This window comes from Terasakiispira papahanaumokuakeensis (genome assembly GCF_001709345.1).
Classification (GTDB): Bacteria; Pseudomonadota; Gammaproteobacteria; order Pseudomonadales; family Halomonadaceae; genus Terasakiispira; species Terasakiispira papahanaumokuakeensis.
Genome location: NZ_MDTQ01000001.1, coordinates 2,545,049 through 2,558,242, shown reverse-complemented (window position 1 = coordinate 2,558,242; position 13,194 = coordinate 2,545,049). Strand labels below are relative to the sequence as shown.

9 protein-coding genes are annotated in these 13,194 nt (G+C 52.1%); 7 read left to right on the top strand and 2 right to left on the bottom strand.

Features of this window, described 5'->3' with window-relative positions:
• The first annotated feature begins 1 nt into the window (after position 1).
• The gene (locus BFW38_RS11140) at positions 2-862 is read left to right on the top strand and encodes an alpha/beta hydrolase (RefSeq protein WP_068998741.1); all 861 of its coding nucleotides are present in this window, start codon (positions 2-4) and stop codon (positions 860-862) included.
• A gap of 127 nt (positions 863-989) precedes the next feature.
• On the opposite strand, the gene BFW38_RS11135 is transcribed toward BFW38_RS11140, so the two are convergent.
• Positions 990-3,050 carry a methyl-accepting chemotaxis protein gene (locus BFW38_RS11135; protein ID WP_068998739.1) on the bottom strand — a complete coding sequence of 687 codons (2,061 nt, stop codon included), beginning with the start codon at positions 3,048-3,050 and terminating at the stop codon, positions 990-992.
• 362 nt (positions 3,051-3,412) lie between these two features.
• Here BFW38_RS11135 and BFW38_RS11130 point away from each other — a divergent pair, with 362 nt between their 5' ends.
• Positions 3,413-4,033, top strand: coding sequence for an RBBP9/YdeN family alpha/beta hydrolase (locus BFW38_RS11130; protein ID WP_084004601.1), 621 nt, complete (start codon positions 3,413-3,415; stop codon positions 4,031-4,033).
• Positions 4,034-4,365: 332 nt separating this feature from the next.
• On the top strand, positions 4,366-4,989 hold the full coding sequence (rhtB, locus tag BFW38_RS11125) for a homoserine/homoserine lactone efflux protein (RefSeq protein ID WP_068998737.1): 624 nt from the start codon (positions 4,366-4,368) through the stop codon (positions 4,987-4,989).
• Positions 4,990-5,059: 70 nt separating this feature from the next.
• Here the strand turns inward: rhtB and nadC are convergent, their stop codons facing one another.
• Positions 5,060-5,908, bottom strand: a complete 849-nt coding sequence (nadC, locus tag BFW38_RS11120) for a carboxylating nicotinate-nucleotide diphosphorylase (RefSeq protein WP_068998735.1) — start codon at positions 5,906-5,908, stop codon at positions 5,060-5,062.
• Between the two features lie 146 nt (positions 5,909-6,054).
• Between nadC and ampD the strand changes: the two genes are divergently transcribed.
• The 4 genes from ampD (at position 6,055) to aceF (ending at position 13,166) form a co-directional block, all read left to right on the top strand.
• Positions 6,055-6,663 carry a 1,6-anhydro-N-acetylmuramyl-L-alanine amidase AmpD gene (gene ampD, locus BFW38_RS11115; protein WP_245686137.1) on the top strand — a complete coding sequence of 203 codons (609 nt, stop codon included), beginning with the start codon at positions 6,055-6,057 and terminating at the stop codon, positions 6,661-6,663.
• A 121-nt stretch (positions 6,664-6,784) separates the two neighbouring features.
• Positions 6,785-7,693, top strand: coding sequence for a hypothetical protein (locus tag BFW38_RS11110; RefSeq protein WP_068998733.1), 909 nt, complete (start codon positions 6,785-6,787; stop codon positions 7,691-7,693).
• Between the two features lie 631 nt (positions 7,694-8,324).
• Positions 8,325-11,003, top strand: a complete 2,679-nt coding sequence (aceE, locus tag BFW38_RS11105; protein ID WP_068998731.1) for a pyruvate dehydrogenase (acetyl-transferring), homodimeric type — start codon at positions 8,325-8,327, stop codon at positions 11,001-11,003.
• A gap of 156 nt (positions 11,004-11,159) precedes the next feature.
• Positions 11,160-13,166: a pyruvate dehydrogenase complex dihydrolipoyllysine-residue acetyltransferase gene (gene aceF, locus BFW38_RS11100; RefSeq protein ID WP_068998729.1), complete on the top strand. Its 2,007-nt coding sequence runs from the start codon at positions 11,160-11,162 to the stop codon at positions 13,164-13,166.
• The last annotated feature ends 28 nt before the right edge of the window (positions 13,167-13,194 follow it).

Sequence of the window (13,194 nt, the reverse complement as noted above, 5' to 3'; positions counted from 1 at the left end):
TATGACGCAATCCTCTGCCAAGTCTTTTGGATCAGGACAGGATACGGCTTCAGCTTCCGCCAAACCCCTTGAAATTGTTCGTGAGCCAGGGGTTGGCGGGCAAGAGCGCCCGATTCTATTTGTCCATGGTATTTTTTGTGGTGCTTGGGTCTGGCAGGAGCATTTCATGCCCTGGTTTGCGGCCCAAGGATACGATTGCTGGGCGGTCAGTTTAAGAGGGCACGGGCAAAGCCCCGGCCGTGAGCGTTTGAATCACTTGGGCGTCAGTGATTTTGTCGATGATGTGGAAAGCGCTATGGCCTTGGTTGAACAGCAATCCGGTCAGAAGCCCTGGGTGGTAGGACATTCTATGGGCGGCTTGCTGGTGCAGAAGTTGATGTTGCGGCAATCATTACCTGGGGCGGTGTTACTCTGCGCGATACCGCCGCAAGGCTTATTGCCTTTAGCCTGGAGTTGTTTCTGGCGCCGTCCTGATCTGACCCTCAATATGGCTCGAACTTTTTGGGATGTGGAGACGGCTACGCCCGAGCAGCTCCGCGAGATGATGTTTTATCAGCCGATTGAAGATGAGACCTTGAATCGATATATGACCTTGATGGGGCCGGAATCGCATCGATTAGGCGGTGACTTGATCGTAGGCGCGCCTGATGTGTTATGGAGCCATAAGCGATGCCCGCTGGCCGTAATTGGGGCGAAAGAGGATCAATTAGTACCTAAAGCGATGGCCGATATGACGGCCTGGAGTTATGGCGTGAAAGTTGAGTGGCTTGAAGGCATGGGGCATGGCGTCATGCTAGAACAGGATTGGGTGCTGGCAGCACAAGTGTTGAAAACCGCGTTAGATCGGTTGGCTACTGGCTGAACATCGTACTCACTGAATAGACGATATCGACTTGGCTCATCAGGGTCTGAACCCAAGTGGTGGCTTGGATTCAGACTGTTTTAATTTACCGGTATTGTTTAATTCACCGGTATTGCTGGGTGCATGGTTATATTTTGAAGCGTTGGATTTGTTGTTCCAGATCGTCACACAGCATTAAGACCTGATGGCTGGCCTCTGTGCTGGCATCAATCTGTTGACGTGTTTCCTGCGCTTGATAGTCAATGTGGGCAATGCTGTCTGATATTTCATTGGTGGCTTCGGCTTGCTGTCGGGAGGCGACAGCCACTGAGTGGTTGCGCTCATTGACGTTTTGTATGCCGTTGATGATGCTGTCCAGCGTGCCTTCAGCTTCATTGACTTGGTCGACCATTGCGGCCGTGCCACTTTCGCCGGTACGCATCAACTCTGCGGCTTGTAGAATATCGCCGCGTAATTCATCCATCAGTTTGCGAATATCGGTGGTTGCGGTTTGAGTGCGTTGGGCCAGTTGGCGGACTTCATCAGCCACGACGGCAAAGCCGCGTCCATGTTCTCCGGCACGGGCCGCCTCAATCGCCGCATTGAGTGCCAGCAGGTTGGTTTGTTCGGCGACATCACTGATCACATCCATCACCTGACCGACAGCATTGGAGCGCTCCGCCACTTGTTGCATGGTGGTGGATGAGTTGCGGATTTGCTCTGCAAATTGGTTGATGTTGCTCAGAATCTCTTGCATGTGAATCCGGCTGTTTTGGGCTGTATCCATGCATTCCCCTGCCGTTTGTTGGGCTTCTTCGGCATTTTGGGCAATTTCACTGACACTGGCGGTCAATTCTTCAATGGTGCCCGCCGCTTGTGTGGTGGCTTGTGATTGTTGATCGGCGGTATTGCTGACGCCTGTCACGGAGGATGACATGGATTCTGCTGAGTGACGAAGGCCTTGCCCCGCCGCTTGCAGATTATCAATCAATTCTCGTAGGCCATCGGCCATGCTATACATAGCGAGTTGCAAGCGGTGAAGTTCGTTACGGCTATCTGTTTGATCGTCTGGGGCGGGGCGGCGTGTCAGATCACCTGCCCCCATTGCTTGAGCATGAGCGGTGAGGGCTTGTAATGGCTTGAGTCGGCTACGCAGTAACCACGCCAGTAGTAGCCCCAATAGAATCAATGCGCCGAGCATCAACGGCATTAAAAGGTTACGGAGCTCTCGACTGGCCGCAGTGAATTCATCCACATAGCTGCCAGCAACAAGGTTCATGTTCCAGCCTTCGACACTTTGATAAACCGCCATTTTTTGACGTACTTGTCCATTGGCATCCTGCCAGGGGTAGTCAAGAACGCCAGAGGTATTGGCCTTGGTCATCACGCCAAAGGGTTGGTTGCCATTTGCATCTTTGATCTGACGAATATCGGCGGCTTCTTGTCCTTGCGCGAGGGTCGGGTGAACCAGAATAAGGCCCGGTTTTTTCTGCTTTTCGTTGGCCACCGCATAGTAATAACCGGTATCGCCGACTTTCAGTTTGCCTAAGCTGGTTTTGATTTCATCGAATACTGCAGAGACATCACTGCCTACATAAAGCACTGCAATCACGTCGCCATTATTGTCTTTAACCGGTTCGTAAGCACTGAGGGTGAGTTTGCCGAACAGCATGGCTAAGCCTTCATAGCGTTGGCCGCTGATTAATTTTTCATACCCTGGGTGTTGTTTGCCTAACCAGGTGCCGTAAGCGCGGCTGCCGTCCTGCTTGCGTAAACTGGTCGAAATACGCAGAAAATCATCCCCAACTCGTTGGAATATGGTTGCACTGTCCCCGGTCATTGAGGTGAATTCATCCGGTTTGCTGAAGTTTTGTGCTAAGGGCCCATTCTCATCCGATAGTACGGGGATCTGTTGTCCATTAAAGTCCAGCGTGTTTTGCCTGTTTAAGGTGAGCCCTTCTGGGAACTGTTGGATAAACCTTTGCCCACCGGCTTCGACTTCGTGTCGCGTGGCGTTATAAGTGGTTTCGAGAAAGTCGGTAGTCAGTTGCAAGTCATCTTTAATGTGCTGTGTCGTTAAATGTTCCAGGTCACTGGAAACACGGGTATTGATCATGACGATCAAACCAGTGAATACAATGACGAGCACCAAAAGAGTGGCCATGTTGAGCTGCATGGCTAAAGGCAGGCGATGGTAAGCTTTCAGCATAAATGAGGGCCCTTGACGGCAGCACTGTGCATCCACTGCATGAATGAGAGATGATGAAAGTTTAGGTTGTTTTGAGTGTTCTTATGTACTTTAAGTATTGTGGGGTCTTGGTTCCTCAGTATTGGTTATTGAGTGATTTGGGATTTGGGATTTGGGATTTGGGTACTTTAGGTGTTCTGAGCGTGTGATGCATCATCCCTGAATACCTCGTCGAGATTTTTTGATGGGCTCATGGAGGGTGAGTATATTGAGGTACTGCTTATTTTTTATTGCTTTATCGAATAAATAAATTTTTATTTATTTCTTTTTGTTCTTTGTGCGGCTTGGCATACTCACCTCTCTACTTATCTGGAGGTGACACCATGCTGCCGACTGCTGCTTCTATTGAATCACCGATCGCGCTGAACTCAAAAGCGCCTTATCACTTCCTTGTGGTGCCTGGCTGGCATGGTTCGGAAGTTGATCACTGGCAGAGTCATTGGACGGCTCAGTTACAGGCATATCGGGTTGAGCAGCGTGATTGGCATCAGCCGGATCGGTTGCAATGGGTGGACACCTTCGAGGCGACATTACGTGAGATCCCGGATGACCGCCCGGTAATTTTAATTGGCCATAGTTTGGGCTGTATTACGATCGCGCACTGGGCATTAGACGCAGCCCCTGCACTGCGCGCCCGAGTTGCCGGGGCATTGCTGGTGGCACCTGCGGATGTTGAGCGCCCCGATTGTCCTGAGCCTTTGCAAAATTTTGCCCCTATACCGCATCAGCCGTTGCCGTTTCCTGTGCATGTTGTGGCCTCGACCAATGATCCGGCAGCCACAGCGCAAAGAGCTTTAGCCTTATCGCGCTTTTGGGGCGCTGAGCTGGATGTGCTGGCGGGTGTGGGTCATTTAAATGTGGCTTCTGGGCATCATCAATGGGAAGCAGGGTATGAATTTTTAAATCATCTCATGCGCCGTATTGAGCAACGCCTGGCTGCATAATCGCGTGATCAGTAGACGGCTCTTTTGATCGATGATGCTATTTTTGAAAGAGCTAGCGAGTTTTGAAAGAGCTGGCGAGTTTTGAAAACGTGTGCAAGCCTATATCGGGCGCCTCCGGCCGGGCGCGATGAATGATACCCTGACAAAAATATGATTGACGCTTCTTTGGCTTTTTCACTAGCCTGATATCTATTCTCGCGACCCTACCGCTCGCGGGTGTTTTTCATCACCCTGAGCCGGTCATGAACCTTGAGTGGCTTATGTTTCCCTCCGCACAGCGTTCTGAGCGGTGGGGTGAGTATTTTTGTCATCGCGTTTTCAGGAATCCCATTATGGCATTTGATATTTGGTTGGCTTTTTTGCTGGCTTCTTGTCTGATCAGCATTTCACCCGGTGCTGGTGCAGTGAACACCATGAGTAATGGATTGCGCCATGGTGTGCGTAATACGTTACCGGCTATTTTGGGGCTTCAGTTGGGTTATGGGGCTCAAATTCTTTTGGTTGGCGTAGGCTTGGGTGCTTTGCTGGCCTCTTCGGCGCTGGCTTTTGCTTTGGTGAAGTGGATTGGGGTGGCTTATCTGATCTGGCTTGGGGTGCAAAAGTTTCGTGAGGGAGGTTTTGGCGTCGCGGGTGATGACCAGCCTCAAGAGTCGGCACAAAAACGGTTTTGGAATGCTGCGTTTGTGAATTTGACTAACCCTAAGGCTACCGTGTTTTTGGTGGCATTGTTCCCTCAATTCGTTGACCCTAACGCCAGTCATATGACGCAGTTTCTTGAAATGGGCGTGACACTGATTGTGGTTGATGTGGTGGTGATGCTGGGCTATGCCACTTTGGCGAGCCGTTTATTAGGCTGGCTAAAAACACCCGCCCGACAGCGCCATATGAACCGTGTTTTTGGCAGCTTATTTATGGGCGCGGCAGTTTTGATGGCATCCTATCGACACGGACAATAATCAAGAGGCCGTTTAGCGGCCTCTTTTTTCGGGGGGATCAGGAGGGTGGCGATTTGAGTGATGTCGCCAGTTATCCGTTTTCCAATACGCGCATCGATAAATCGAGTGCTTTGACATCTTTGGTCAGTGTGCCGATCGAGATATAGTCAACACCGGTTTCAGCAATAGGGCGTAAGGTTTTATTTGTGATGCCGCCGCTGGCTTCTAGCTTGGCCCGCCCGGCAGTGAACTTGACCGCTTCACGCATGCTGATCAGATCGAATTCATCCAGCATGATAATGTCAGCTCCAGCGGTTAGCGCTTCTTCCAATTCCGCTTTGTTTTCCACTTCGACTTCAACCGGCTTACCCGGCGCAATGCGATGGGCGCTGGCTACAGCTTCTGCGATACCTCCGCAAGCGGCAATATGGTTCTCTTTAATTAAGAAGGCATCAAATAAGCCAATGCGGTGGTTATGGCAGCCACCACAGGTGACGGCGTATTTTTGCGCTAGCCGTAAACCGGGCAGTGTTTTGCGCGTATCCAGCAGTCGCACGCCGGTATCGGCCACGCGATCGGCATACGCTTGGCAATGGGTGGCGGTGCCGCATAGGGTTTGGACAAAATTTAATGCGGTGCGCTCACCCGTCATGAGCGCGCGGGCGGGGCCTTCAACATAAAATAGGGTTTGATCGGCGACTAGTCGTTCACCATCGTGAGCGATTTGACTGACTTGCACTCGAGGATCTAGCTGGCGAAAGACGGATTCAATCCACGCTTCACCACAAAAAACGCCTGCTTCGCGGGTGATCACGCGGGCTCGGCGCCAGCGATCTGCGGGAATCAGTTGGGCGGTGATATCACCTTGGCCGACATCTTCTGCCAGCGCTTCTTGGACTTGGCGATCAATGACTTCAATGGCAGGTAGACTGGCCAGCATAATGACTCCAAATTCGGTAGGCTTAGTTCGTCCGGTATTATACCTGCCTGATCCATGGATGTCGTTTAAGCAAGATTGCACTGAGGATCGTAGGCAAGTGATTGAGTTTGATTTGAATAGGCAAGATCAGAAGGCATCTCGATAATATGCAGATAACCCCCACTCAGGTCGCTCCCCGCTCAATGCGTGAAGGACCCCAGCGACCACCAGAGCAAGTGGTTGATCATTGGCTGGAAGGAGTACGGCGCAGTCCGTCGCCTTGGTTTAATGAACGCCCAGCAGGACAAGCCATTAGTTTATTGGTTGTCCATAATATTTCACTGCCGCCTTATTGTTTTGGTGGGGGTCACATCGAAGCGCTGTTTCAGGGACGTTTAAAGCCGGATGATCACCCTTATTTTGCCAAAGTGGCTGGGCTGCAGGTGTCGGCCCACCTGTTGATTCGGCGCACTGGTGAGTTGGTGCAGTTTGTGCCTTTTGACAAACGTGCCTGGCATGCGGGGCGTTCTGTATTTCAAGGCCAAGTTGAATGTAATGATTATGCCATTGGTATTGAGTTAGAGGGGGTGGATGATCAGCCTTTTACCACGATTCAATATCAGCAGTTAGCCGCAGTCGCCAAGGTGTTGATGCAGGCTTATCCTCAGATTAACGCTGATCGAATGACGGGCCATAGTGATATTGCGCCGGGCCGGAAGACTGATCCAGGGCCTGCGTTTAATTGGGCTTATTTTCGTCAGTTGCTGGCCTATTGATAGACATTGATGAATGATGAGCTTGAAGCCGCTATAGATATCATCGACTGCAATCGCGTAGGGAATGGAGGAAATGAGGTATGAGCAAAAATCCTGATTGGCATACAGGGAGACCTCGCCCATGAAGTTTGTGGTGATGCTGGCTGTACTTTTATTCCGGCGGGTGCCTGGCATTCGCTTGATTCAGTATCTGGATCGACGCTATACCCGATTATTGGTTTTGATCGAGCGAATCACCGGATATCGGGCGGGAAGGGTGCTGCCTTATTTGCTGGGCGTTTTACCTCCGGTGCTTTTATTGTGCGCGCTATTAGCTCGCGTTCCTGATACCCCTTGGAATCTGGCCGCATTGGTGGTGCATTTGCTGGTGGTGTTTTATGTCTTAGGTCGGCGTGATGAGATGACTTGGATTGAGCGTTATATGATCGCTTGGCGACAAGGGGATTATGAAGCGGCTCGTCACTATGCATTGGAATTGCTGGATGATGATGAGACCGGCCTGACTCCGGTGAGCATGCACTGTCGACTGGTTGCTCGGTTGTTGGCACATGCATTTGATCGACTGTTTTTGGTGCTCTTCTGGTATTTGCTCTTGGGCCCTGTAGCGGCCTTGTTAGCGCGTTTGTCTGCATTGGCCATTGAATGGGCTCAAGCTCAAGGTCAGACGGTTAACCCTTGGATTATGCGATTTCAAGGGCTTTTGGAATGGCCCGCAGCCCGCCTTTTAGGTTTGACGTTGGCCTTAGTGGGACGGCCTGTTTTGGGCATCAGGCAATGGTTGATGGATCTGTTGCGTTGGCGATTACCCACTGAGGTGTATTTAAATCGCCAATTGATTACCCGTTTTGGGGCTGTCTCAGGGGGGGATGCCTCGACCGATGAGGCGACGGTGTACTGTCAACGCCCTGAGCACTTTTCAGCTGAAGCCGATCATGAGTTGGGCTGTGTACGAGAAATGGTGTGGCGTGCTTTAGCCGTTTGGGTGGCATTATCCGCTTTGAGTGTCATCTTTTTCCCCGCACTGAATTGATTTTGATGTCGATGCAGGCCGCTCAGGGCCTGCATTCTTCAGTATAAAAGCGGCGCGCCGATGACGGCCAACGGGATAAAAAACCGTTTCAGGGATTCAAAGCGATGTTTTTTGTAGTAAAATTACAAGTCTTTGAGTTGACGTGAACGGCAAGCAGAGGTCGCAATGTTGATTGTCGGCCGTGATGACCGTTCCTGGATTTGAGTCATAAAGGCTATTTTTCTGCACTGCAGCATGAATTTATCTTGCGCTTTGTCATCATATAGTCTGAGGTCTCAGTACATGATCTGCTGACGCTCTAGTCAGGTTAACCTGCTCGGGTGTAAGCTCCTGTGTAAATTAACTACATTGAGCCGTTGCCGGTCGTATTGCCGAGATGTACGGATTCAATGTGCGTATTGAATGAATGTGCGTATTCAACGGACTGACTCAGAAAGACGGATTAACGAAAGACTGATTTTAGACGCAAGCTGCCCCTATTGGCGTCAATGCCAGGCTGCCTGCACTGGAAACCTGTATCGCCCATTATGGTCAAGTCAGCATCATCCACTGATCAAGTGATGTTGAGGGGCCCAATATAGAGGCGGTTTTTATTCATCATAATGTCAACATCACCACGCGGAGAGACGCCATGAGTCTTGAGGTTCAAGATATCGACCCGGTGGAAACTCAGGAATGGTTGGATTCCCTGAATTCGGTACTGGATCGAGAAGGTGAGGATCGTGCTCACTTCCTACTGACCCAACTGGCCGATCGGATGCGTCGGGATGGTACTCAGCTACCGTTTTCGCTGAACACCCCGCATCGCAATACGATTCCTGTCCATCGTGAAGCCCGGATGCCCGGTGACCTGTTCATGGAACGTCGCATTCGTTCTTTGATTCGTTGGAATGCGATGGCCATGGTCATGCGCGCCAACAAGGAAAACCCAGGGATCGGGGGTCACATCTCAAGCTTTATGTCCAGCGCGACGCTGTATGACGTAGGCTTTAACTACTTCTTCCGTGCGCCTAATGGCGATTTCGAAGGCGATCTGGTCTATATCCAGGGTCATAGTGCACCGGGGATCTACTCCCGCGCTTATCTGGAAGGTCGCTTGAGCGAGGAGCAGCTCAATAACTTCCGTCAGGAAGTCGATGGCAACGGCTTGTCGTCTTACCCGCACCCTTGGTTGATGCCTGATTTCTGGCAGTTCCCGACGGTGTCTATGGGGTTGGGTCCGATTCAGTCGATCTATCAAGCGCACGTCATGAAGTACCTGGATTCCCGTGAACTCAAGCCCATGCATGACCGTAAAGTTTGGTGCTTTATGGGCGATGGTGAGTGCGATGAGCCGGAATCCCTCGGGGCGATTTCACTGGCCGGTCGTGAGAAGCTGGATAACTTGATCTTCGTGATCAACTGTAACCTTCAGCGTCTGGATGGCCCGGTACGGGGTAATTCCCGTGTGATGGATGAGCTGGAAGGTGTCTTCCGTGGCGCTGGCTGGAATGTCATCAAAGTCGTCTGGGGACGTTTCTGGGATCCGCTGTTTGAACAGGACAAAAAAGGCCTGCTGCAAAAGCGGATGGACGAAGTTGTGGATGGCGAGTACCAGAACTACAAAGCCAATGGCGGCGCTTACACCCGTGAGCACTTCTTCGGCAAATATCCGGAAACCGAAGAAATGGTCAAGGATATGTCCGATGACGATATCTGGCGCCTGAACCGCGGTGGTCATGATCCTTATAAGGTTTATGCGGCTTATCACGAGGCTGTCAATAATTCGAATGGTCGTCCGACTGTCGTGCTGGCGCATACCGTTAAGGGGTACGGCATCGGTGATGATGGCGAAGCCAAAAACGATACTCACTCGGTGAAGAGTCTGCAGGCGGAAGGGCTGAAGAAATTCCGCGATCGTTTTGGTATTCCGCTGACAGATGAGCAGATCGAAAGTGGTATTCCGCCGCTGTATAAGCCGGAAGACGATAGCCCTGAGTTGAATTACCTGCATGCTACGCGTCAGAAGTTAGGGGGCTACCTGCCGGCTCGTCGAACTGATTTCGAAGCCTTACCGACCCCCGCTTTGGATGACAAAGCCTTTGATGCCATGCTCAAAGGGACGGGGGATCGCGAAATCTCCACCACCATGGCGTTTGTCCGCATTCTGACGGGGCTGACCAAAGACAAGCAGATCGGCAAGCAGATTGTGCCGATTGTGCCGGACGAAGCGCGTACCTTTGGTATGGAAGGCATGTTCCGTCAGCTCGGGATTTATACCTCTGAAGGCCAGAAGTATAAGCCGGAAGATTCTGACCAGATCATGTTCTACCGTGAGGATAAAAAAGGTCAGATTCTCGAAGAGGGGATTACTGAAGCGGGTGCCATGTCGGCTTGGGTAGCCGCTGCGACCAGTTACACCAACCACAACTATCCGTTGGTGCCGTTCTATATTTACTACTCCATGTTCGGTTTCCAACGCATTGGCGATCTGGCCTGGGCTGCGGGCGATCTTCAGGCTCGTGGCTTCCTGATTGGTGGCACGTCGGGTCGGACACCGCTCAACGGTGAGGGTCTGCAGCACCAAGATGGTCACAGCCATCTGTTGGCGAGCACTATCCCGAACTGCCGCAGCTATGATCCGACTTATGCGTATGAGCTGGCCGTGATCATTCAGGATGGTCTGGAGCGTATGTATGGCAAGAAAGAAAATTGCTATTACTACCTGACCGTGATGAACGAGAACTATGCACATGCCGCTATGCCGGAAGATGATCGTGTTCGTGAAGACATCATCAAAGGCATGTACTTGCTGCGCGAAGGGGCTAAAGCCGAGAAGAAAGTGCAGCTGATGGGCTCGGGTGTCATTCTGCGTGAAGTCGAAGCGGCTGCTGATCTGCTGCGTGATGATTTTGGTGTTGAATCTGATATCTGGTCGGTGACCAGTTTCAATGAACTGCGCCGTAATGGTCTAAAAGTGGATCGTCATAACTTCCTGCACCCGGAAGATGAGCCGCAAAAGGCGTTTGTCACTGAGCAGCTGTCAGGTCGTCAAGGGCCGGTCATTGCCTCCACTGACTATATGAAGCTGTTTGCTGATCAGGTGAGCAATTGGGTACCGACTGACTTCAAAGTATTGGGTACGGATGGTTTCGGTCGCTCAGATACGCGTGAGAAACTGCGTCAGTTCTTTGAGATCGATCGCTACTTCATCACTGTCGCGGCTTTGAAGTCGCTGGCGGATCGTGGTGAGATCGAGCCGAAGGTCGTGACTCAGGCGCTGACCAAATACGGTATTGATCCTGAAAAATGCGACCCGCTGTACTGCTGATCTCAGCAGGATAAGGGTCCGTTTTGACCGCTTGTCCTTGGGTGCGCCCGGCATTGTTTGGGTGCGCCCAGTATTGATTGTCGAGCCCGTCACTCAGGGGCAAGCAAGCGACGGCCCGCGTGTCGGATCACAGATAGAATCTGAAGGAGTACGACCTTGAGTACCGAAATCATCAAAGTGCCCGATATCGGCGGCAGCGAAGATGTCGAGGTCATCGAAATCAGCATTAAAGAGGGCGATCGCCTCGATGCTGAAGACACCATGATCGTACTGGAGTCGGACAAAGCCAGTATGGATGTCCCGGCGCCGAAAGCCGGTGTGGTGAAAAAAATTCTGCTGTCTGAAGGCGATAAAGTTTCCGAAGGCGCTGAGATCCTCGAGATTGAACTCGAAGGTGAAGGTGGCGGGGATGCGCCTGCAGCGAGTCGTCCTGTAGAGAACAGCGCTGAGACTCAAGAACAACCTGCTGAAGCTCAAGCTGAGACGCAAAGTGAGCCGCAGCAATCCAGTCACCAGCAACAAGCCAGCCGTCAGGAAATCCGTGTGCCGGATTTAGGCGGCGCCACTGATGTTGAAGTGATTGAAGTGACTGCAGGCGAAGGCGACGCGGTTGAAGTGGAAGACGGCTTATTCACGCTGGAAACCGATAAAGCGTCGATGGATGTACCGGCCCCTTATGCCGGTAAGCTGGTCGAGATGCAGATTAAAGTCGGCGACCATGTCAATGAAGGCGACTTGATCGGTTATATCGAAACCACCTCCGGCGCGGCAGCACCCGAAGCGGCGGCCTCTGCGCCTGCCAGTGAGACCTCGGCACCGGCCAGCGAGCCCGCACCTCAGGCGCAACCTGCGGCTAGCGGTGGTCGCCAAGAGATCCATGTGCCGGATCTGGGGGGCGCGACAGATGTCGAAGTCATCGAAGTGGCGGTCAATGAAGGCGATGACCTGAATGAAGAAGATGGTCTCTTCACACTGGAGACCGATAAAGCTTCTATGGATGTGCCTGCGCCTTATGCCGGTAAATTGGTCGAAATGAAGATCAAAGTCGGTGATCGCGTCAATGAAGGCGACTTGATTGGTGTGATTGAAGTGGCCGGTGCACCGGCGGCAAGCAATACGGCGGCCCAAGCATCATCCTCTTCATCATCGACGGCCAATACCTCAGCGCCTGCTGCATCTTCAGCGCCGGCACCTGCGGCATCGTCTCATGCGGCATCTTCGGCTCCCGAAAGTACCAGTGGCAAAGTCCATGCGGGGCCCGCTGTGCGCATGTTGGCACGTGAGTTGGGTGTTGACCTAGTGGATGTGCCTGCGACCGGGCCTCGTGGTCGTTTGCTGAAAGAAGATCTGGAAAACTACGTTAAATCGGTGATGCGCCAGCATAAAGCCAGTGGGTCTGCTGCGGCGCCTGCGGCCACTGGTGGCGCGGGTATTCCGCCGATTCCTGCGGTTGACTTCAGCAAGTTTGGTGAAGTCGAAGAGAAGCCGATGGGTCGCCTGATGAAGGCTGGGGCTACTAACCTGCATCGTTCTTGGCTGAACGTGCCCCATGTCACTCAGTTTGATAAAGCGGATATCACTGAGCTTGAAGCCTTCCGTAAGTCGATGAAAGCTGAGGCCGAGAAACAAGACGCCAAGCTGACACCACTGCCCTTCCTGATCAAAGCCTGCGCCCATGCGTTGCGCCAGTTCCCGCAATTTAACGTCTCGCTCAGTGCGGACGGTACTAACGTGATCTGGAAAAAGTATGTGCATATCGGGATTGCGGTGGATACGCCGGATGGTCTGCTGGTGCCGGTGATTCGTGATGCAGATAAGAAGAGCATTTTCGAACTGGCACGTGAAAGTGTCGATCTAGCTAAACGAGCCCAGAAGAAGCAGCTGAAAGGCGATGAGATGAAAGGGGGTTGCTTCACCATTTCATCTTTGGGTTCAATCGGCGGCACCGCGTTTACGCCGATTGTCAATGCGCCTGAAGTGGCGATCCTTGGGGTCTCCAAAGCCAGTGTAGAGCCGGTCTGGAATGGCAGTGAGTTTGAGCCGCGTCAGATGTTGCCGCTGTGCTTATCTTACGATCACCGCGCGGTGAATGGCGCTGATGCTGCACGTTTCACGGCCTACTTGGCCCGCATCATCGCTGATATTCGCCAGATTCTGCTATAAGCTGCAGGCTCTGACGCGATTGCACAGG